Source organism: uncultured Algoriphagus sp., assembly GCF_963974365.1.
GTDB lineage: Bacteria > Bacteroidota > Bacteroidia > Cytophagales > Cyclobacteriaceae > Algoriphagus.
Genome location: NZ_CAXBBX010000012.1, coordinates 71,056 through 94,754, shown reverse-complemented (window position 1 = coordinate 94,754; position 23,699 = coordinate 71,056). Strand labels below are relative to the sequence as shown.

Here is a 23,699-nt window from a genome sequence, read left to right as displayed (position 1 = left end):
GAAAATCAGAATTAGAAAATTTTATTAATGAACCTAAGCACTCATTTTTCCCATTTTGATAAATCACCAATTTGATTTTAGTACATCTGCACAAATATTTTAATTTTCATTAAGGATTTTCGTTATTGCAAATGAATAATATAAATTGCGCAATCGATTGCGCAATATAATAATTAATTCTAATGAACCATAAGACATTATTAATTCATCCCAAGGACAATGTTTTGGTCGCTTTGCAGGATCTTACAGCAGGTGAACAAGTAGAACATAATGGACTGACTATCAATATTAAAGACTTCACACCAGCAAAGCACAAGTTCGCCATAAACGAATTAGCTAAGGGGGATCAAGTCTTTATGTATGGCGGAATTGTAGGCAAAACGCTGTCAGCGATCCCCTCTGGAGGGGTCCTTAGCACACAGAATGTAACCCATGAAGCGGAAGATTTTGGTCAAAAATCCGGCGAATACAAATGGGATGCTCCTGATATCAGCAAATTCAAGGATAAAACTTTTATGGGTTTTCACCGTCCTGACGGACAGGTTGGTACTGGAAATTACTGGCTGGTGATCCCAATGGTTTTCTGTGAAAATAGAAATGTGGATATCATCAAAGATGCTTTTTTGGAAGAGCTTGGTTTCGGGAAACCAAATCCATTTAAGAAAATGGTGCGGGAAATGGCAAGTCTTTATAAGTTAGGTCAAAAAGATTCTTTTGACTCAGTTTCTGTAGAGACCTTTGCTGAGAAAGCAGAAGAAAGACTTTTTGAAAATATAGACGGAATCAAATTCCTAAATCATCAAACTGGTTGCGGGGGTACAAGAACCGATTCTCAGGCTCTTTGCGCAATTATTGCTGGTTACATCAACAATCCTAATGTAGCAGGAGCGACGATCTTGAGCTTGGGTTGTCAAAATGCGCAGTCTTCTTTTATGGAAGAAAAGCTTCGCCTCATCAACCCGGATTTCAAAAAACCTTTGATCATTCTGGAGCAGCAGGTAGAAGGTACCGAGCAGCAGATGCTCACCCGAGCTATCAAAGAGACCTTTATAGGAATGGCGGATGCCAACACCCAAACTCGTCAACCAGCTCCACTGAGCAAGTTGGTGGTTGGTTTGGAATGTGGTGGATCTGACGGATTCTCTGGAATCTCAGCAAATCCAGCTGTAGGCTATGCTGCTGATTTGGTGGTAGCGTTAGGAGGAACAGCTATTCTTTCTGAATTCCCAGAGCTATGCGGTGTAGAGCAAGAGCTGATCAACAGATGTGTGTCTGATGAAAAGGCAGAACGTTTTTCCACCTTGATGCGACTGTATGCAGCTGCTGCTGAAGCTTCAGGCTCTGGATTCGATATGAATCCAAGTCCGGGAAACATCAAAGACGGTCTGATCACTGATGCCATGAAGTCGTCTGGCGCTGCCAAAAAAGGAGGAACTTCCCCTGTTACTGATGTGCTCGACTATGGTGAATACGTAAATACGCCAGGTTTGAACTTGCTTTGCACACCTGGAAATGACGTAGAAAGTACCACGGCTATGGCTGGAGCTGGCGCAAATATGATTTTATTCACAACAGGCCTAGGTACACCTACTGGCAATCCTGTCACTCCTGTGATCAAAGTTTCTTCCAATCACAAACTTGCCGAGCGCATGCCGGATATCATAGATATCAACACAGGCTTTGTGATCTCAGGAGAGAAAAACATACAGCAAATGGGAGAAGAAATCCTGGAGAAAGTAATCAAAGTAGCCAGTGGTGAAGAGAAATCAAAAGCAATGATTCTCGGCCAAGATGACTTTATCCCTTGGAAAAGAGGAGTTTCTCTTTAAGCATGATCAAGAAAAGGGAGCTCAACTTCCTTCTCCAATTCAGAGGACTTATAAATGGCTCGGATCAGCTCAACTGATTTCCGAGCCATATTTCCCTCTACTAAAACGGGCTCATTATTTTCAATGGCATTCAAATAATGCTCCCATTGAGCTTTGTGAAGCGCATGGCCAATTGCCATCGGATCTGCAGCACCTGACCCTGAATTGGTATCAGCAATAATCGGTTCCGGCTCCTCTCCCTGAATACTCCATTGAATCAATTTTCCTGCTTCCAAAACGGCGGACCCACACTTTCCAAAAATCTCCAAACGCTCAGGTAAACCTGGATACAAAGCCGTAGAGGCAGTAATATTTCCCAAGGCTTTATTTTCAAAAGTGACCAAAGCTGCCCCCAGATCTTCTCCTTCTATAGGATGTAGCGAGGTTTTTACTTTTGCAAATACACACTTCACATCGCCCATGATATCAAGTAGCAAATCAAAGGTATGAATCCCCTGATTCATGAAAGCTCCTCCTCCATCTCCTTCCAGCGTTCCTTTCCATGGGCTATTGCTGTAATATTCTGGAGCTCGGTACCAGTTCACATGTGCATTTCCCATCAGTAGTTTCCCAAATTCCCCTTCTTGAACTGCGGCCTTTAGCTTCATGTAATCCTCCGAAAATCTATTCTGGAAAATCACACCCAATTTTACACCATTTTTTTCGCAGGCATCAATCAGCTGATCAGCTCTGGTCACATTAATTTCAATAGGTTTCTCAATTAACAAATGCTTACCTGCTTTTGCTGCCAATAAACCAGCTTCCATGTGGTGGCCACTCGCGGTGCAAATGCATACAATATCAAGCTCGGGATGGGTCAAAAAAGCAGAAACATCTGAGTAAGTGTCAATACCGAATTTATCTTGGGCGGCTTTTGCCCGCTCAGGTGAACTACTACAAAGCGCAACTAATTCAGCATTTTCAATTTCAGCAATCGCATCTGCATGCTTTCCAGTGATCGCCCCAGTTCCAATAATTCCTATTTTAAAACTTCTCATTTTTCAATTCATTTTGAAGTTCATTCCAGAGTTTTTCTGAAATCGGAACTCCATTTTTAAGATTCATATTTCGGGTTTCTAAGGTATTCTCTCCTGGATATCTGACTGACTTATCAGCAAACGTTGCTGAGCTTTTCAAATCTCCAATCAGTGCACCAGACTTAGTTTCTATCCATTCAGTGAGTTCGAGTTTGGTTGGATCAAAGCAAAGGAAAACCTGAGAAACGGCGCTTTCATGGCCAGAGCTTCCAACTTCAAATGAAGCATTTCCTCCGGAAAGCACAGCTGCCAACATATCCAAAACCATGCTCAGTCCTGAGCCTTTCCATAATCCTATCGGTAAACCTAGGTGATTATCAAGTACAGTTCCGGGATCTTTGGTGAGATTACCTTCCTTGTCAAACCCAGCTTCATAAGGCATCTGCTCCCCTTTGGCTTTGGAAATACTAAGCTTTCCGTAGGCAAACTGAGTAAAAGCCATATCCAACACCACTGGTCCTTTTGCTCGGGGAATAGCTATTACGAGGGGATTATTGCCAATTTTCGGTTCACTTCCACCCCAAGCCGGCATATTGGGAATGGTGTTCGTAAAACAAATTCCGATGCATCCAGCCTCCACAGCCTGCCAACCAAAATTCCCACCACGCATCCAATGATTGGTGTTTTGCAACGTCACACAGCTGATTCCAAATTCTTTCGAAAGTTGAATTGCACGTTTCATGGCAAAATCAGCATTGAGGTTCCCCACGCCTAATTTACCATCCCATCGCTCAAACATCGCCAATTGACTTAAAGCAACAGGTTCCTGATCAGGTTTTACCAATCCTTTTTTAATAAAGTCCAGAAACAGGAAAAAGCGATTTACGCCATGTGAACGCACTCCATCCAGATCAGCCTTGGCAAAAAGATGGGCACATCGCTGCGCCCGCTCCTCTGTAAATCCATATTTGAGTAATATATCTTTTAGAGTTTTACTGACTTCTTCGAAAGGAATTGAAAGATCGACCATTAAAAGTTGGGTTCTAAGCGTGATATCCTCTAAGATAAAATCAATGATTCACTTTTACCTGCTTTGCAAAAATTAGTTGACCAAACTATTCAAATAAACCTCCACATTACTGTATTTTTTGTCCAAAGTAAATTCTACGGAGTCATCAGGATTCTTAGGATTCAAGCCATTCCTCTCTTCCCAATCATCTGGCATTCCGTCTTGATCGGTGTCTAGTTTTGTTTCTCCTGGATTTACTAAAGGCCAGCCTCCTACTTCTGTTTGGGAGTTGATAATTCCATTTTCCCCAAACTCATTTTCGCCAGATTCAACTTCTTTTAGTATCCGAACATCGATCACATCACGACTGAAATTTGCACCAACATCCTGCAAGACTGCCTGAAAAGCATCTTTAGCAGTCATTGTTTTTGCTCCTGCAAAATCAAATACAGTAGAGACTTCTACTTCTACCGGATCGACTCCCTGTATCCCCAAAGAATTAGCTGCACTCACCTTCTCAAATCCTTCCACGACATTTCCATCCACATAGAATTTCGCATACGGCTTATAAGGCTCAACGATTCTATCACGATTTGACTTGGTTGCTGGACCGGCTTTGTAATAATTATTTACAATATTGTATTGCCCTTCTTCTCCGGCGTACGAGCTGTTTCCCTTCCAATTGTAGATTACATTGTTCCGGAAATCCACCCATTCTTTTTCCGGCTCTTTATGATAGCGAGCGCCGTTAAAACGAGGATTTCGGCTATTATGATCTGCGAGTAGGTTATAGAGAAAAGAAGCCTTTTTTCCACCCCAAATCCCTCCATAACCGTGCTCCCCTTTTTCGTGAACAGAAATATTGAGACTTTCTGATAGAATCGTCCACTGCAACGTGAAATTCTCATTATCATAAAACGACCCGCATTCATCTGTAGCCCAGCTCAACGAACAATGATCAATAATTACATCTTTCACCCGAATCGCACTCATGGCATCGTCCTGAACGTTGAGCTCATCGCCTAGTCGGCTTCGGATATATCGAATGATAACGTTATCATCTTTCACTTTGATAGGATAGCCTTGAAGTGTGATTCCGCCACCAGGAGCACTTTGTCCCGCGATAGTCAGGTTCCCATAATTGATATCGAGACTTGACTTTAACTTGATATTTCCTGCAACAGCGAAAACAATAATTCTAGGCTCTTTTTTCTGGATCATATCCCGAAGTGAGCCTGGTCCATCGTCGTTAAGGTTAGTTACCACCAGAACCTTCCCTCCCCGACCACCTGTGGTGAACTTCCCGAATCCTTCAGCACCAGGAAAAGCCAACGTTTTACCTGCATTTTCTACTAAAAATTCACTCTTAGTTATGCTAACTTCCTGAGCTTTACAGCTTAAAGAAAGCAGCAGTATCAAACCAAATCCACCAATTTTTTTTAGAATCATAGACAAAGATTAGATCATAGGAATAGCTCTCTTGCATAACTGAAGTGCCAACCCCCAAGGGTCTTTCACCATTACAAGATGAGAACCATCAGGCAAAATATCATCAGAAATCACCTTAGCTCCAGCTTCCACCAAACGGTCCCGGTCTACGCTTGGATCTTCAGAAACCAATGCGAGATGCACCGCAAGTGGATGAAGTTTTTCAAAATCAAGCGTTTCACCTTTCGGATTGGAATAAATTTCAATCATCACCGTCCCGCTATCATCCGCCAAGAATGTCATGTACGGTGGCTCTGCCATTTTCTTCACCACTTTCAATCCAAGATGCTCCTCATACCAGTGGGAAGCTGCTGATGCATTAGAAACGTTTAGTGCAAAGTGTTCGAATTTCATTTTTAGGTATATTTTTTTTTAGAATCAATTACTCAATGGAAAATCCTTTATCAGACTATTTAGGTAAATCTCCAAATAGCTGTAGGGCGTTCCTGGTTTAATTTTCGCTGCATCTGTAGCAAGATTTGAATCAAGCTCATTGGATTTTTCCCAAGCATCAGGAATCCCATCTTTATCAGAATCAATAACTGGTGTTCCAGCTGCTAGTTCTGGCCATCCGCCCACATCTGCCTGAGAGTCAATAATGCCATTCGTAGAACCCAGCGATCCTTCAAAGGAATAGGAATTATTCGTGACATTGTCCAAAATCCTTAAATCGACTTCATCTCTTTTCAGAGAACTTCCTGCATGAAGCAATACCAGTTCCAGTGCTTTTTCGCCTGTATGTGTTGTCACATTATCGTTGATTGGATGTGGGGCCGTTAAGCGAAACCCATCGATATCGGTTTGTGGAACGGTTCCATAACTGTTGTGAAACTGATTCAGCACACCATAAGTCCAGTTGTCCTGAGAAGCTGAAGTACTGCCTTCGATCACATTTCCATCGACGAAAAACTTACCCCAGATATTATAAACCTCAGTTCCTTCATTTTTATTCTTGTCAATTGATACAATTCGATTTCGCTTAGAACCGGAAGGCGTAGCAGGACCAGGCTTGTAATAATTATTGACAATATTCACATTCATAGCTTCGCCACCATAAGCACTGTTTGATCCCCAATTGTAAATCACATTATTTCTGACATCGACAAGGTCAGTCAAAGCAAAAGCTTTTCCAGCTTCCTCTCCAAGCCGTGGATTTCGGCTATCATGATGTGCCAGAAGATTATGGTGAAAAGAAGCATTTTTTCCACCCCAGATTCCACCATAGCCATGAGATCCTTTTTCATGAACTGAGTTTTTCAGACTTTCAGAAATAATACTCCATTGCAATGTGGTGTTCTCATTTGCATAGAAAGTAGCTGTTTCATCCGTAGACCAGCTCATCGAGCAATGATCAATTATAATATCCTTATGAAAACGTGCTTCCAAAGCATCTGCCTGTTGCTCGGCTTCGTCCCCCATTCTAAATCGAATGTATCTAATAATAACATTATCAGCATTGATCACTACAGGGAAATCGCGAATTGTAATCCCATCTCCAGGAGCACTTTGACCAGCAATGGTAATGTCTCCAAAATTAATCTGAAGCTTGGATTTAAGCTGAATCGTGCCTCCTGTATTGAACACAATGGTCCGTTTACCTGATTGATTGACCGCATAGCGAAGAGTTCCGACGGAACCATCATCAGATAATTTGTCCACATAAAAGACTTTGCCCCCACGACCACCAGTCGTCAGCTGACCAAATCCTTCCGCACCAGGGAATGCATAATGCAAACCTTCATAAGGTGAGATCACTTCTTCAATTTCCTCATCCACATCCACCACCGGATTTGGCTCTTCAGAGTCGCTACAGGCAGTTCCTGTAAAAAGAAATAAGAATATAAATAATAGCTTACTTATCAATTTCATTGGCTTTTAATTTGGGTTGAAAAGAATAAGGTGTGGCAAAACCACACCTTTTCTCAATTAATTAATAACCCAATACTTTCCTATAATGTAACTCTCCAGCGCTTGTCACCTGTATCAAATCTTCCGGCAAAACCACTGTCTTTGAAATTGAAATCATTAATTGCTGGACTTACCCAAAGATCCGCTTGACCTTTTGAATAGTTCCCGACAGGGAAACCTGGAATTTCATTTCCTGAGAAACTAAAATCTCCTGTGCTGTAATTGTTCACCAAATTGAAGTTGGTACTTTCCAGACCTTCTATACCTCGTATTCCGTAATTCTCTGCTTCAGCTTCGTCCCATGCGTGTCCATATATACTGTTGGTGATACTGATGCCGTTTGTAACGTTGTTATTTCCATCACCTCCTCTGTAGCGGAACATCAGTCCACCAGGGCTAATGAAATTCCCAAAGGTGCATCCATCAATAATAATGGAAGTAGAATTGTTTCTGGAAGTGATCCCACCTTGGATTTTATTGAAAGTAGAAGATTCAAAAACGATGTTCTGAACATTCGCCGTCATCTCACCATCACTTGGATTTGTATCCGTAGTGAGCAATCCATACCCCCCAATACTATCCACCAAGGTGTTTTTGATGAGGTAGTTTTCTATAGTTACTGTTCCCCTTACTCTTAGAATGCCTCTGAAAGTGCCCATCTTGCAATTTTCAAAAAGAAGTTCTTTTACATTGACATTTTTAGTATTCGGATTGAATACGTAATCTCCAGAGTAATCAGCACCTCGAATTTCCAAATCAATAAATCTGATGTGGTCAATCTGTGCTCCTTCGGCTATATTCCAGTTACCTGTAGTATAGAGTTTTGCTTTTTGCTCGCCGAAACCATAAGCAGCTTGAATGGTGATAGATTTATCCAATGCCTCAGAAGGTAGGTCATAAGTCACTCCTCTTTTCACCAAGATAAGATCTCCATCCGCTGCCACTTCTACCGCGTCTGCCACAGCACTTGGACTTTCATTATCGCGGATATCTATCACTCCAGGAGCAGTTGGGTCTATATCTGCCACACGTGTGGTGTAATTCACCCAACCTCTTAGTACTTCTTCACTGTAGATAGCAATCTGATATTCCATCTCAGGATCCAATCCTTCTACAATCACTTCCGCATTTTCCTCTTCCTCACTCGTGACCATCTGCTCATCAAATAGCGGAGTATTCAACTGCAGGTCATCCGCGGCAAATACTTTCACTCCAGTCACGGCAGCACCAGCTTTCACCCAAGTGACTCTGGCAGCGATATCTGTGACATCGTAGACAGCAGGATTATTCAGGATGGTAGGAAAACGCTGTGTACGCACATTTCCCAAATCAGAAGCCTTGCTATCAAACTGCGGATCTGCAGCTCTAGCTGTCGATCTAACTTGATAAAGCGTATTCCAGAAAAGCTCCTCTCCTATCAGCGCTTTATTGATCTCGATATAAGAAGTATCTGTCTCAATTACATACTCAATGGTGTTGAATGTATCCCGACTCACTTCCAGTGTATAGGAAATAGCACTTTTCATATTACCCTGATTGACAATAATCGTGTTCCCTTCTGAATACAAGTCTTCGTTCAAAACAGGTCTGAACAACCTCGTTTCTTCGAACATCTCTTCATCTTCCTTACATGCTGACACTGCCAAAACAGCTATCAAAAGCATAAAAAGAGTTGTTTTTATATTTCTATTTAGAATTTTCATTGTTGATCTTTTAGATTTTGACAGCCTCATTAAAATCCATAACCATCGTTGGTCAATGTCCCCTGGCTATTGTTGATAGCTGTGGAAGGAATCGGGAAAATGTAGCGTGCTACACCTGGATTTGGTCCATTGTAGTAGTTAGCCCAATCCTTTGTGATCCATTCTTCATACTGAAGCGTCTCATTATGTAGACTCAACAAGAAAGGAACTTGATTCCATGTATCATCTGGCGGAGCCACCACTTTTGTATTAGGATTCAAAAGCACAAACTGTCCAGACTCATTTACTTTCCAGTACATGTAATCAGGTAAATCACCCGTACCATTGAAAGCCTCATCAGCCATTTCTTTCAAGCCTTCGACGGTTTCCTCCATCTTTTCAGCATAATTTCCCCAGCGAATCAATTCGTATTTACGGATCATTTCACCACCAAATTCCCAAGCTCTTTCATCCACAATCGCTTCAAAAAAGGACTCTTTGCTGGCTGAGATATTAGACACATACCCATCTACTCGCGTTGCCCAAAGGTCATCGCTAAATGCTCTTCTTCTCACTCTTTTCAGAGCTTCCTGTGCCTCTGCTGTGGGTCCATTCAACTCGTTCTCAGCTTCCGCAAACATCAACAACACATCCGCATAGCGCATCATTGGCCAGTTGATTCCAGTTCCTTTTGCAGAGGATGCTCCCGGAGGATTCTCCAAAAACGATCTACTCCATTTACCCTGGGCGATATTTGTTCTGTTATTCACAAATTCCTTCTCGAAATTGGTATTGATCTTATACAGTGCGCAAGTCACATCTCTTCTCACATCCAGGGTATCAAAAGAGAAGTAGTAGGTAGGAGGAATTGCCATGTAGTTATTCCCGGATCCGAAGCTATGCGCCGCAGTTGGGCCACCTTCTACTGTAATACCGATGTTCCAGGCCACGTCACCATTTCCTAGCGCAAATGGTACCTCGAAAAGAACATCTGCATTTACCGGAGAAATGAATTTAGACTGATTCAGGAATACCTGTCGGTAATCGGAAGGAAGTTCACGATCCTTCAGCTGCATCAACTTCTGAGTGTAGGTTTTTGCGATCTGATAATACTCCAAATAATCTCCATCTCTAGTTTGGGATAGATCTTCTTTAATGTAATATCCTCCACGCTGCAAGGCGATTCTGGCAATCATGCCCAGCGTATATTCTCTAGTTACCTGCTCGATTCCAAAAGGAGTTTCATCTGCCCAAAGCATTTTTTCCTCTACTTCTATCATATCCGTAATCACTCCGGATAAAATCACATTACGGTCTTCTTTTGGAAGGTTAAATTCAAGACCTGCTTTAGGAGCTTCAGTCACATAAGGCACATCACCGAAATAATACACCAAAATGCTGTACCAATATGCTTTCAGCGTAATTGCTTCACCCAGCAGGTGATTCATTGTTTTCGCCTCTGCCACATCCGTTGACTCCAATTTACCGGAGGCACGAAGTCCCTCGATAGAAATATTGGCATCCCGGATGGCCCGGTATGCATAGGTCCACACAATATCCAAATCTCTGTTTGTCTCTAGCGCATTCAGATCCCAAATCTGGTATCGATCCGAAGAGCTGGTCCAGCCACTTTGATGTTCTATATCTGTATTTCCCGCCATGTTGTTTGAAAGACGGGAACGGAAAGCATCCTGACCAAAATTGGCATAGATTGCATTAACCCCTTTCCGGGCATCATCTACATTGGAATAGATGTAATTCGTATCGAAGGTGGAAAGTGATTCCGGCTCAAGGAAGTCGTCACAAGAAAAACTCATGCCTGCGACAACTGCTATTACTATATGTTTGATGTTCATTGGTTTAAAATTCAGATCCATTAAAATGTAATATTTAACCCCACCGTATAAGAGCGGCTTCGTGGAAATGAGGAGTAATCAACTCCCGGAGTCAAGGCTGCGTAAGTGCTGCTACGGCTCGTACTTACTTCAGGATCATATCCTGAGTAATCTGTCCACAATTTTAGATTGCTTCCGGTACCATAAATTCTCAATTGAGATAATCCAATTCTTGAAATCAAATCCCGGGCAAATGAATAGCCCAGTGTAAGGTTATTCAGTCTAATGAATGACCCGTCTTCTACAGCCCAATCTGAGATAACTGCTCCAGCTATGCCGAAGCTACTGTGTGACCAGATATTTTTATCTGCGTTCATTTCTCCTAGCTGGACAAGATCAGTGACTACTTCACCGGGAGTTCCAGTGTAACCACCATCCACATCGATGTAAGTGAAGCGATTATCAGAACTCATCGTGGTCAGCAGGTTGCCATAAGTAGTTCTTCTAAACTGATTGTATTGGATTTTACCTGTATTGTACACGTCATTACCATATTGGTAATTGAAGAACGCCTGCATGTCAAATCCCTTCCATCTAGCATTGACACCAAATCCACCTTGATTTTTTGGAAGTGCATTACCGATTACTTTTCTGTCATTAGCGTCGATTACTCCGTCTTCGTTAAGATCCTTCAGCTTCATGTAGCCAGGCTTGATGTTGGTGTTTCCTACTACTCCTCCGGAGCTAGGTATTCCTTCCTGAAGTATATAGCTTCCTGTAACTGCGTCATACGATTGGAAATCATCCACGCTATAATATCCATCGCTTACATAGCCATAAATATCCCCTAATTTACCACCTACACGCAGGTAGTAATCATTTATATTATTCAAGTCAGTACTTGCCCAGTTGGATTGGAAAAAACGATCTGTGGTACCGTCAAGCTCTTCAATCTTGGCGATGTTTACCCCAGTGTTGAAATTGACAGAAAGGGAGAAATCAGGCTTATCTACTAAGTAAACATTGATTCCCAATTCGAAACCTTTGTTTGAAGTGCTACCAATATTATCCCATTGAGAGTTAAACCCAGTATTAGGAGGGATAGCGGATTGAAGCAATAAATCACGGGTAGTATTCGAATAGAAATCCAAGCTACCTTCGATCCTTGACTGCATAAATGCAAAGTCCAAACCTAAGTTTCTATTGATAGTAGTTTCCCATACCAAGTCAGGATTGTACAATACTGAGCTACTTGGCGTATAATACACATTATCTACGTTGCCAAAACCAGGGCCCTTATTAGTAGATCCTTGGAAAAGGAATTGGGTTGCGGTAGCGTCTATTCTGTCGTTTCCTGTTTCTCCATAGGAAACTCTCAATTTCAACTCATCCACAAATGTTGAATTCTGAAGAAATCCTTCTTCGGAAATTTTCCATCCCAAAGCAACGGCCGGGAAAACACCTACTCTGTTTTCCTTGGCAAATTTACTGGAAGCATCTGCCCTCACAGTACCCGTCAGGAGCCACCTATTGTTGAATTGATAATTAACTCTACCAAAAAGTGAGAATCTATTCGCATCTGTATTGTTACTCGTTTCTAATCTATCTACACGACCAAAAGTCATATTGGCAAAAAGCTCCTCTGGGGTAATTGACAATCTAAAATCCTCTGAACGGATCATATTGTAAGTCCCTCCAGTAGAATATATCTCCTGCCCAACCAAGAAATCTAACTTGTGCTTATCTCCAAGTCCTTGCACAACCCAGTTCACACTGTTTAACCATCTTAAGGAATTACCATCTCTATTAGTTTTGACACCTAGTGGCAGACTACCACCATTATTGAAAGACTCACCTGTCAATGGTCCGTAAAACCTTAATTCTTCTCTGAATGATTTTGAACCGTTAACAGTCGTTTTGAAATCCAAGCCATTGGCGATATTCCAGTTAAGACCTGCATTGAACACAAAATCGTTATCTGTACGCTTTCTCCAATCTTGCTCAGCCAATTCTACCGGACTAACAAGGCTTAACAGGAATGACTGAAAATCATCTTCTGAGTTGAGTTGATTTAAATCTATTTCCAACTCATCAGCAACACCATTGACAGGCCTAGTTTGTACAGCGTCTTTGATATTAATTTGAGCATTTCCTGAAGTACCGGCTCCGTCAACTACCGTATTGGTGATACGGGCACCTGCGTCAAATGTCAGCCTTTTTGCAAGCACCTGATTCAATTTGAAGTTGATTACATTTCTCTTGTAACCCGAATTGATCATCAATCCCTCATCGGTATTATTGGTCACACTCAGCATCACTTTAGTCTTGTCAGTACCTCCCGAAAGGGAAATATTATGGTACATCGACAGTTTCGGGTCTCCGAATAATTCCTCTTGCCAATCTGTCCCTGGCTTTTGCTTGTAAAGCTCTAAATCATCAAAAACACCATAGAATCTCTCAAATCTCTTCAGGTCAGCTTCTGATCTTAATTTGGCATATTCATAATTTGCCAACACGTACTCATAGGGATCTAGCACTTCATATCGTCGATCCTTTGGCAGCATTTTGAATTGAAAAAAGTTGTTGTAAGAAACCGAAACCTTGCCTGCTGTAGGAGTTTTGGTAGTCACTACAATGACACCGTTGGAAGCCTGAGCACCATAGATAGCCGTCGCTGCTGCATCCTTCAATACAGAGATACTTTCTATATCTGTAGGTGGAATATCACGGATACTGCTCACGATAAATCCATCCACTACATAGAGCGGTGCGTTATCCTGAGTGATCGAGCCTCCACCACGAACACGGATGACAATATCAGCATCAGGAGAACCATCCGTAGTAAGGACGTTTACACCAGGAAGTCGCCCTGTGATCGCTTGTGCAGCACTGGCAACAGGGATTTTGGAAAGATCTTTGCCGGAAATAGAGGCCACGGAACCTGTCAGATCAGTTTTTTTCACTGTTCCATAGCCAAAGCTCACCACCTCCACTGTTTCCAGCTGGGCCATGTCTTCTTGGAGCGTAACATTAATGACTGATTGGTTTCCTACTTCTATGTTTTGAGTTTCCATTCCTATAAAGGAGAAAACTAGCGTTTCGGAAGAAACCGCAGGGATGGAGTAGGTTCCATCGACATCTGTGACCACACCGCGCGTTGTACCTTTTACGGTAACATATGCACCGGGCAGTGGCAAATCATCTGAACCTATAACAGTTCCAGTGATTGGGCTAGTTTGCGCAGAGGCCTGAAAACTTAGGCTGCACAGTAAGCAAATTAAGAGAAATAGATATCGGGACTTTTCCGATACTGGTAGAGTTTTTTTCATTTCATTGGCTTTTTGGGTTGTAAAATCTCTTTTTAAGGATAAAGAGCATCCGTCAAATTTTCAGGATTTGACCAGAGATAGTTTCATGATATTTTAAAATTTAAGTAGTTAAATAATTAATACAGCTATTATTGAGTGCCAATTTTAGAAACTTATTGCGCAATCGATTGCATTATACATATTAATATTTACTGTCGCAAGATTTTCATAAAAATTTTCAGGAATTCAAAATAATTGCTTCAGAAGGCTATTTCTTGCAAAATAATAATTTGAGGAAGGATACTTAGACGTATTTTCTCTTTAGCTTTCACCTAAAATCGTGCAATCGTTTACGCTTACATAAATCAAATAATCTAATACCTTGAGGAATTAATTTAAAATTCTCTCAAAAAATTCATCCATGATTTTTACTGTATAATTAAACCATGGCTCATACAGCCAAAATGGATGCGGTGTTTCGGGTAAAGTGTGGACTCCTGAATAGATCCCTGCTGCATCAAGTTTTTGAATTAACTCATCCCTACCCGCATGAAATCTCGGGTATTGGGAATTGATAAAAAGTATAGGTTTATAAACAGGAGATTTTAAATACAAGGGTGAAGCAGCATCCCAAATTTCAGGCTTTTGCTCGTACGTTCCTCCAAACCATTCTGATGCTACCTGGCCCTCTGCCGACTCAGGATGATGAAAGGCCAATACTCCGTCCATATCTACAATCGCCTGAACTTCTGAAGAAGCAGACAACTCAGTCGCGCCTTCATATTCTGATGTATTCGTCATCCCCACCAAAGCTGCGATTTGACCTCCCGCAGAACTCCCGGAAATAGCCATTTGACTGGTATCAATTCCAAATTCGTTGGCATGCACTTTCAGCCAGCGAATCGCTTCCTTCACATCATGAATCGCAGCCGGATATTGCGCTTCAGGCGAAAGTCTGTATTCTACAACTGCAGTCACATAGCCTTTTTCTGCCAAAGCTATTGCCATCGGAATCTGGAGCTCCTTATCACCTGACTTCCAACCTCCACCATGAACCATGACTATTCCAGGCCGTAAAGACTCCGCGTTCAAAGGTGAAAACACATCCAATTTCAGCTCCCGATTTCCAAGTTTTTTATAGATATGCCCTTTGCTTCCAGCTACTAGTTCACTGGGCTGGATTTCAATAGGTTTGATCTGAGGAAAATTCTTCACATCCTTTTTCCAGGCATCATGCAGATTAAAAGAGGTATCTTTTTCATACCCAAACCAGCGATTCCCAAAGTGATCTGCATCCTTGGTTTTCCCTGAGAAAATCAAATCATTGCTGTACTTTTTGAGCTTTTCTTTATTTAATTGATGCGACCAATCCACCCGTGAAGCCGGATCAGCACCTACTCCAACACTTCCATATTCTGCATAGAAAACAGTTTGCTCAGCTTTCTGCCGACCCCAATTATGCCAGCCTTCAGGTAAAATATGTTTACCCATTTCTGTGTTGATGAAAACCGTTTTGGCAAAATCCCTCCAAGGTCTTCCTAGGTATACTTTGGTCACACCTTCAGCAGCTGTGAGTTTGCAGTTTTTAAACACATAGCCATATTCAACCCATTCAGGTGTAGAAACAGCAGTGATGTAGGAATCTGATTTGGAGTGAATCTCACAATTTTTAAAAAGTACTGTAGCAGATCCAAATATAAAATCAGTAGTACCCTCGATGTAGCAATTCTTATAGAGCTGTCTGGAGTTTTCACCTGAGGCAAACATGGTATCTTGATTTCCTAAAAAACGGCAATTTTCAAAAACCAATCGATCCCCCTCAGCATGGAGGGCAACAGCCTGCCCCACATTTCCGGCTGTATTTTGAATGGTGAGGTTTTTAAAAGTCAGTGAGTTACCAAGAACCTTGAGTGTGTAGGTTTCAAAAGTCCCCATATTGTCTTTTGAGGCATAATCATCATAAGTGATAATGGTGTTTTCGGGGCTATCCCCTACAAAAGTCACATTCGTCACCGGACCTAGAATGACTAGCTTCTCCTTATAAATCCCAGGTTTAATATAGACCGTCAGTGGCTTGGGAAGATAAACCCGAATAGCTTCGAGAGCTTCTCCAATTGTTTTGAAATGTCCGGAACCATCCTGAGCCACGACGATGTCATGCTCTATTTTGCCCTTCAGTTTTTCTGAATCAAGTGGTTGAATATCTTGTGAAGGCACCTGAGAATAAGAATTACTGATTATCAAGAGCAAAAACACCAGATAAAAAAATGCTGATTTCATAAAGCTCTTCATCACTTCTTTCATAATATCTGATTTAATCTAGGCTCTTTGTTCTTGATTCTATTGTCTTGATACTTGATTCTAACAACTAGACACCTAATACTTATCTCTAGATTCTTGACTCTCAATTCTAGATTCTCCTTACTTTATTGCCAGTTCCTTCATTCCATCCAGCACCAATTCTGCAACCGCCTTAGCACCTGCAGGTTGAAAATGTGTATTGTCTTTTTGTCCATCTGGATAAGCTTTGTATAAACCTGGGCCGAAATTCATGAAATAATTTTCTGTCACATATTCCTGCCCTTTTTCAGAGAAAAAATCCATCGATAGCTGGTTCAAATCAATCATTAAAGCTCCCAACTCCTCAGCCACTTCCTTAGCAGCAGCGTCATACTCTCCATGTACATTTTCCAGATTCCCGTCTTTCCAGGGATAATTTCTTGCCACAGGAGTTAACACGATTGGAGTAGCACCTTTCTCTCGAGTCTGATTGACAAAAAGCCGGATATATTCCTTGTAGCCCTCCACGGTGACATAGCGCTCAGTTTTCTCTTTCGCCGCATCATTATGCCCAAACTGCATGATCACCAAATCGCCAGGATTTAATTCCTTATAAACGGCTGACCATCTTCCCTCTTCAAAGAATGTTCGGGTACTTCTCCCTCCTCGAGCTCTATCATCCACTATTACTGAATCGGCATCTACCACGCCCTTTAATGATTTCAAATTTTCTTTGGTCATAAAAGGCTGAAAAACTTGCCCCCAACCCATCAAAGGATAACGATCTTTCTGATAATCTTCCCCTTCATAAAGGGAATAATCCGCCATGGTAGAATCTCCGATGAGATAGATTTTTTTAATCTTCTCTTTTTGGGAAAAAGCGGAGATAACAAGCAAAACTAGAAGTATGGGAAGGCATTTTTTCATGAGTTTATTGTTTTGTCAGTCCATAGTCGATATGGGAATGTGCTCCTTATCTTTGGTGTAATTCATTTCTAAACCAATCCTAATTTGACAGTTGTCTATGTTCCGAGGACTAATTCTAATCTTTCAGAAACTTCACTAACTCGGGCAACTCACGTCGCAACTCTTCTATAGCCAAGTCACTTACCTTGAAAGCCCCCGTTGGCGAGAGATGCGTATTATCTTCTCTCCCTTCGGGAAATTGGGAATAATCCCCAGGACGGTAATGAAGAAATAATTCCTTGGATTTTTCCACTCCAAACTGCTCTAGAACCTCAATAGTCTTCTTGTGTAAATCAAAAAGTGGAACGTCCATTTCTGAAGCGACTTCTCTAACCACTTCAGAATACCTGCCATGTGTATCGGTAAGCACTCCATTTTCATCAAAGCTTCTCCTCGAAATCGGAGTTGCCAAAACTGGTTTTCCTCCTTTTTCACGAATCTCACTGACATATCTAATCAGATTATCCCGATATGTCGAATCTGCAAAAGCATAGCGATCTTCAGAATTGATTTTCTGATCATTATGACCAAACTCAACAATGACATAATCTCCCGGTTTTATTCTTTCCATCACCACATCCCAACGACCTTCGGCACGGAAACTCTTCGTGCTTCTGCCATTCATCGCATGATTCTCAAAGCGGATTCCTTCTTTGAAATAAAGCGGAAAAACCTGCCCCCAACCTTTTTCAGGGTTACTTCCAGCATATGGCTTATCCGCCATGGTGGAGTCTCCGACCAGGAAAAAGGTGATTTCTTCTTCTACTTTATCATTACCAAAAATCGCCGCATAAAACAGGGTGAATGTTGTAAATAGAATTACAATAGCCTTCATCTTATTTTAGTTTTATCGCTTCCTTTGAAACACCATTTCCTGTGGTAATCTGATCTTCTGCACTTTTAAAATCTGCCTTATCAAACTCAACATTATCAGAGTTTCCAAGTACGCGAACCGCAGCTTTTCCATTCTCCTCAAATGTAAATCCACTCACCTTCACTCCTTGGCTATTGTATATCGTCAATGGAACTTCATCAGTGCCAAGCACTTTTACATTGATAAGCTCCAAACCGGCTGCATCGATCGCAGTGATGCCTTTTTTCGCCTGCAAAACAGCATTTTCTAAGCTTACATTTTCCAGTTTCATTTCAGGCAATCCCATAAAAAAGGCAGCTACTTCTGAATCTGTCACCGTGATATTTTTCATGCTGATATTTCTGAAAACCGGAGTTTCTTCTGTTACTGGCTCCAGGTTTTCTTGTCTCGCCTCGTCATCAGCACTTTGATCTTCCTCGATCACAGGACTATTTCCTGTGTAAAACATATTAAAACCAATCGCCTCAGTAGGAATTCCGACCATATCGATATCCGAAATCCAGATATTTTCTACTATTCCACCTCTTCCACGGGTACTTTTAAATCGTAAGCCAATGTCTGTTCCAATAAATGTACAGGCCGAAACATGGATATTTCTCACTCCACTGGACATTTCACTCCCCACAGTCACTCCACCGTGGCCATGATAAACAATGTTGTTTTTAATCACCACATTTTCTGTAGGAATGGCTCTCTCTCTTCCGTCTTTGTCTTTTCCTGATTTGATACAGATCGCATCGTCTCCCACATCGAAGGTATTATTGTAGATCAAGGCATTCTTGCAGGATTCCAAATCCAGACCATCCCCGTTCTGCGAAAACCAAGGGTTTCGCACATTTAGATTTCGGATAATCACATCTTCACTCATCAGCGGATGGATATTCCATGCAGGGGAATTTTGGAATGTAGGTCCGTCCAATAAAACCACCTTGCTTTCCCGGATGCTTACCATCACTGGCCGAAGGAAATCTTTCATCTTTTGCAATTCATTGCGATCGGTGATATCCGGTACATTAAAACTGGAACTTGCATTATGCCCCATTAGGTAAGATTCCGAAGGAAACCAATTCGATCCTTCTACTATTCCCCCACTTTTGACCAAGTTGTTCCACTGAGAATCCGTCATTTTCCCTTTCTTCACTGCTCTCCATATTTCACCACTTCCATCGATCGTTCCATTCCCGGTGATAGCGATATTCTCCACCTGATAAGCATTGATCGGAGAAAGGCAACGAACTGTATTTAACCCCTCAAAACTTGTCTCCACCAAAGGATAATCGTCTTTATCCTTGCTGAAAATTACCAGAGCCCCATCTTCCAGATGAAGATTCACATTGCTGAGAAGTGTAATTGGGCCAGTGTACCAAACACCTCTTGGCACTACCACTTTACCTCCACCGGCTTTATTTACGGCTTCGATGGCGGATTTGAAAGCCTCGGAATTTTTGGTCAGCCCATCGCCAATAGCACCATATTCTTTAATACTTTTTTCAAAATCCGGAAAGCTGGCCTCCTTGACTTTTGGCATATCAAACTCCACTCCATCATAGATGGTTTCCAAGGTTTGCTGCGCATACATCGGCATCATACTCGTAAAAAGAGCAATTAAAACCGCTAAACTTATTGATCTGGTTTTCATATTTTGGGTATTCATTGTGTCTTATTTTTTAAATCTAAACCAATCCACATCTGCAAATCCGCTGTCATTGGTTTTGGTATTTCTTATGGCAAAAAGCCCAACTTTGGCTCCTATCCATTTACCTGGAATTGCTGTAAAACTTTCATTTATCTCTTCAAACTTCTCTCCGTCTTCAGAATATGAGAAGGTACAGACTCCCCCTTTGCTTACCTTCACCCGAAGCTGAATGGAGTTTTTATCCAATTTGGCTATCTCCTTTTTCACCTCCGGCTTACCATGTTCTGCATCTAGACAGGTCACATAATTGAGCGAAATCCCATCCTCGGTACTTTCCAAAGCCAAGTAGGCATAGCTCATCCCCATGACGATCAAGCCAACTTGCTCATTTTGCAGTTTAGGATTTGGATAAAACTCAAGAGATGTTGTCGTAGTGAATTCCTCCGCAGGGAATTTCTGAAGCAGTAAATTAGGAGCATCCCAAAGATTTTTGGCATCCTCTGGAAGTTGAACTGTAAACAACCTCAATCTGCTTTCAGCTGGATTGGCAAAAGCCCAAGTTGCCACAGGATTAGCTTGCCATTGCCATTGCAGCCCGATATCATTCCCGTCAAATTCATCTGAATCAGCAGGAGTAGAAATCGTTGATTTAGCTGAAACACTTGGCTTTTTATACTTCAAAACCGGTTGCCCAGTTCCATCTCCATCCGGATCCTCTCCCATGGTTGGCCAGTCATTGTTCCATTTCATCGGCTGCAAATGGGTAATCCTACCATAAGCCTCCACATCCTGAAAATGTACAAACCAATCTTCTCCTGATTCAGTATCTATCCAGGCACCTTGATGTGGACCATTGATCGGAGTATTTCCTTGTGCCAAAGAAATATGCTCTTCATAAGGTCCATAGGGATTTTTTGATCTCAAAATCAACTGCCAACCGGTGGAAACTCCTCCTGCAGGAGCAAAAATATAGTAGTAACCATTTCGCTTGTAGAACTTCGTTCCCTCCACAGTTGGGTGGGCATCATGCCCATCAAAAACCATTTTTCCGGCACCAGTAGTTTTGGTTCCTTCCCAATTCATCGGTTTCACAACCAACAAACTTTTGATACCAGCTCGGCTACCAGCAAATGCATGTGACAAATAAGCCTTGCCATCCTCATCCCAAAGTGGACATGGATCTATCAGTCCTTTGCCAGCTTCTACAAGCACAGGTTCATCCCATTTTGCCAGCGGATCCTTGGTTTTCACCATATAAATCCCAAAATCCGGATCTCCCCAATAGATGAAATACTCCCCTTCGTGGTAGCGAATCGCAGGCGCCCAAACTCCATTTCCATGCTGAGGCTTTGAAAAGTGATCAACTGGAACTTGTCTTTTCAAGGCATAATTCACCAATTCCCAATTGACCAAATCCTTGGAATGCAAGATTGGCAAAGCTGGAACAGCATTGAAAGAAGAGGCGGTCATGTAGAAATTTTCCCCTACCCGAACTACATCAGGATCTGAATAATCAGCATGCAAAATCGGATTGATATAGGTTCCGTCACCTTGATCGGCTACCCACACTTTGGACACTTCTTTTTGCTGCGCAAAAACTGAACTTATAGCAGCAAGCAAAACACAAAAACTATAAACTAACTTATTCACTTTTGGGTGTTTCAATGTTACTAATTTTTAATCCTTTCAGTTGGATCCCAGTCGTCAACTCCTGCTAACACAGCCTTGACAGAATATTTTAAAGCTTCTTCTTCAGTCAATTGATGCGACCAAGAAACTCTCTGTGACGCATTTGCACCAGCTCCTTTGGAACCGAATTCAGCGTAGAACGCGGTCTCCTCAGCATTCGGCTTGTTCCAATTGTGCCAGCCTTCCGCCTTGATGTGAGCTCCCATTTCCGTGTTGATGAATACAGTTTGGGCAAAGTCTCTCCAAGGTCTTCCTAGATAAACTGAGCCAGCTTCACCATCGCTTGTAAGCTTGCAATCGATGAATACAAAACCGAATTCAGTAGCTTCCTCAGTTGATGCTGCCGTCACGTAGCCTCCGCCATTTTTGGAAAAAATCTCACAGTTATCAAAAACTGCCGTTGACCATCCGAAAATAAAATCGACAGTTCCTTCTATGTAGCAATCCTTGTAATACTGTCGGCTACGGTCTCCATGCGGATAAAGCGTATCCTGAAATCCGAGAAACCTGCACTTCTCAAACACCACTTTATCTCCATCCACGCGTACAGCAACAGCTTGCCCTACTGGCCCAGATGAATTCTCAAACGTGATATTTTTGGCATAAAACCCATCTCCAAACACATAGAAACTTGTCGATCCAGTCGTTCCCATTTCTTCGCCGAACTTGTTTTTCTTCTGCGCAAAATCATCGTGAGTTATAAGCGTATTTGCCGCATCTTCCCCGATGAGGGAAATGTTGGTTTTTGAAGCTGCCAGCACTAGCTTCTCTTTATAAGTACCCGGCTTCAGAAGGATTTTAGTTTCATTTTTTCTAAAATCCGGAACAGCATCAAAGGCTTCCTGAACAGTTTTAAAATCCCCGGAACCGTCTTTTGCTACCACAAAATCAAATTCCTGAGAGGACACAAACCCGCTCAGGAGAAACATAAATAAATAAATTATAGACTTTTTCATGACTACTTATTCAGCTTTTCATACTGAAGGGAAGCCAGAATAAAAGGACCTACACCCTTCGGATCGTTCACCCGAATCTCTTCCCCCACATAATATTCGAATGATCCATCCCGGTAAGGATTCCCACCCAATCCAGCTACACCGCAAACATTTGTCAGACTAACACCTCCATCGGCATCTTCACGGACAAATTCAGCCAGCATTCCTTCGTAGGCTTTTTTACCAGCAGCAAGATCATCCTGATCCAAGTATCCTTTTTCAGCACCTTTCAGCAGGAAGTAGGTGAACATCCCAGAGGCTGAGGATTCCAGGTAATTACCTTCACGTGTTCCTTGATCCACGACCTGATACCATACACCTTCCGGTGTTTGATAGCGTTGTATTCCTTTGGCAAGCTTCTGAGCAATCGCGATGATGTCATTCCTTTTTGGATGATCTGTAGGAAGAAAATCCAATACATCTACCACTGCCATTGCAAACCAGCCTATGCTTCTTCCCCAGTAATTTGTAGAAAGCCCCGTTTCCGGATCAGCCCATTTTTGCTCTTTACTTTCATCCCAAGCATGATGATAAAGACCCGTTTCTTGGCTGTAGCCATATTTATCCATGGTCAGGATCTGATTGGCAACATCATCAAAAAGTGCCGATTCATCAAAGGTTGCTGCATACTGCGCCAAAAACGGAGAGCCCATGTAAATTCCGTCCAACCACATCTGGTGGGGATAGACTTTTTTGTGCCAAAAACCACCTTCTGAATTTCTGGGATGATCGCGCATCTGATCTCTCAGTTCTTCTATTGCAAGTTTATATTTTTCCTCACCCGACTCTTCATAAAGATTGATCAAAAACTTCCCGCCATTCACACGGTCAATATTGAAATCAGTTTTTTTATAAGTCAGGATATTCCCTGCACTATCTACCATAAAGTCCGCAAACTTCTTGGTGTAATCGTAAAAACGCTGCTCGCCAGTTTGCTTCCAGACGGCCTGCATGGATGACATAATCAAACCATGGGTATATTCCCATTTTGGCTTTTTATTGAAGTCAATCGTCCATCCTTCTGGATTTCTGGCAATTTCTGAATCAGCCATCCAGATGGAATAATCTTTCTTTGGAGTGATTTCTACCTCTGAAGTTTCTGATGATTTCTCTGCGGAGCAGCCTAGCAAAAGAGCTCCTGAAAAGAGTGCTAATGAAGTGTATTTAAATAATTTAAGCATCGC

16 protein-coding genes are annotated in these 23,699 nt (G+C 41.9%); 1 reads left to right on the top strand and 15 read right to left on the bottom strand.

Going from position 1 to position 23,699, the window contains the following annotated elements:
• Positions 1-182 precede the first annotated feature (182 nt).
• On the top strand, positions 183-1,829 hold the full coding sequence (locus tag AACZ87_RS16695; RefSeq protein ID WP_339868871.1) for an altronate dehydratase family protein: 1,647 nt from the start codon (positions 183-185) through the stop codon (positions 1,827-1,829).
• On the opposite strand, the gene AACZ87_RS16690 is transcribed toward AACZ87_RS16695, so the two are convergent.
• From AACZ87_RS16690 to AACZ87_RS16620, 15 genes are all read right to left on the bottom strand, one after another.
• The gene (locus AACZ87_RS16690; RefSeq protein WP_339868870.1) at positions 1,826-2,866 is read right to left on the bottom strand and encodes a Gfo/Idh/MocA family oxidoreductase; all 1,041 of its coding nucleotides are present in this window, start codon (positions 2,864-2,866) and stop codon (positions 1,826-1,828) included. The two genes, AACZ87_RS16695 and AACZ87_RS16690, sit on opposite strands and share 4 nt — an antisense overlap.
• Entirely contained in the window at positions 2,853-3,875 is a 1,023-nt protein-coding gene (yiaK, locus tag AACZ87_RS16685; RefSeq protein WP_339868868.1) for a 3-dehydro-L-gulonate 2-dehydrogenase, read from the bottom strand. Before yiaK ends, AACZ87_RS16690 begins: the two co-directional genes overlap by 14 nt.
• Positions 3,876-3,947: 72 nt before the next feature.
• Positions 3,948-5,303, bottom strand: a complete 1,356-nt coding sequence (locus tag AACZ87_RS16680) for a pectate lyase (protein ID WP_339868867.1) — start codon at positions 5,301-5,303, stop codon at positions 3,948-3,950.
• A gap of 9 nt (positions 5,304-5,312) precedes the next feature.
• Positions 5,313-5,696, bottom strand: coding sequence for a VOC family protein (locus AACZ87_RS16675; RefSeq protein ID WP_339868866.1), 384 nt, complete (start codon positions 5,694-5,696; stop codon positions 5,313-5,315).
• Between the two features lie 24 nt (positions 5,697-5,720).
• The gene (locus tag AACZ87_RS16670) at positions 5,721-7,211 is read right to left on the bottom strand and encodes a pectate lyase (RefSeq protein WP_339868864.1); all 1,491 of its coding nucleotides are present in this window, start codon (positions 7,209-7,211) and stop codon (positions 5,721-5,723) included.
• Positions 7,212-7,291: 80 nt separating this feature from the next.
• Positions 7,292-8,953 carry a DUF4957 domain-containing protein gene (locus tag AACZ87_RS16665; protein WP_339868863.1) on the bottom strand — a complete coding sequence of 554 codons (1,662 nt, stop codon included), beginning with the start codon at positions 8,951-8,953 and terminating at the stop codon, positions 7,292-7,294.
• Positions 8,954-8,982: 29 nt separating this feature from the next.
• Positions 8,983-10,788, bottom strand: a complete 1,806-nt coding sequence (locus AACZ87_RS16660; RefSeq protein WP_339868862.1) for a RagB/SusD family nutrient uptake outer membrane protein — start codon at positions 10,786-10,788, stop codon at positions 8,983-8,985.
• A gap of 20 nt (positions 10,789-10,808) precedes the next feature.
• The gene (locus AACZ87_RS16655) at positions 10,809-14,096 is read right to left on the bottom strand and encodes a TonB-dependent receptor (protein WP_339868860.1); all 3,288 of its coding nucleotides are present in this window, start codon (positions 14,094-14,096) and stop codon (positions 10,809-10,811) included.
• A 369-nt stretch (positions 14,097-14,465) separates the two neighbouring features.
• Positions 14,466-16,379 carry a pectinesterase family protein gene (locus AACZ87_RS16650; RefSeq protein WP_339868858.1) on the bottom strand — a complete coding sequence of 638 codons (1,914 nt, stop codon included), beginning with the start codon at positions 16,377-16,379 and terminating at the stop codon, positions 14,466-14,468.
• 117 nt (positions 16,380-16,496) lie between these two features.
• The gene (locus AACZ87_RS16645; RefSeq protein WP_339868857.1) at positions 16,497-17,282 is read right to left on the bottom strand and encodes a rhamnogalacturonan acetylesterase; all 786 of its coding nucleotides are present in this window, start codon (positions 17,280-17,282) and stop codon (positions 16,497-16,499) included.
• Between the two features lie 115 nt (positions 17,283-17,397).
• Entirely contained in the window at positions 17,398-18,156 is a 759-nt protein-coding gene (locus tag AACZ87_RS16640; protein ID WP_339868855.1) for a rhamnogalacturonan acetylesterase, read from the bottom strand.
• A gap of 1 nt (position 18,157) precedes the next feature.
• Positions 18,158-19,834 (bottom strand): glycoside hydrolase family 28 protein, encoded by a 1,677-nt coding sequence (locus tag AACZ87_RS16635; protein ID WP_339868853.1) that lies wholly within the window; start codon positions 19,832-19,834, stop codon positions 18,158-18,160.
• A 21-nt stretch (positions 19,835-19,855) separates the two neighbouring features.
• Entirely contained in the window at positions 19,856-21,451 is a 1,596-nt protein-coding gene (locus AACZ87_RS16630; protein WP_339868945.1) for a glycoside hydrolase 43 family protein, read from the bottom strand.
• A 50-nt stretch (positions 21,452-21,501) separates the two neighbouring features.
• The gene (locus AACZ87_RS16625) at positions 21,502-22,476 is read right to left on the bottom strand and encodes a pectinesterase family protein (protein WP_339868851.1); all 975 of its coding nucleotides are present in this window, start codon (positions 22,474-22,476) and stop codon (positions 21,502-21,504) included.
• A 2-nt stretch (positions 22,477-22,478) separates the two neighbouring features.
• Positions 22,479-23,696 (bottom strand): glycoside hydrolase family 88 protein, encoded by a 1,218-nt coding sequence (locus AACZ87_RS16620; RefSeq protein ID WP_339868849.1) that lies wholly within the window; start codon positions 23,694-23,696, stop codon positions 22,479-22,481.
• Positions 23,697-23,699: the final 3 nt, after the last annotated feature.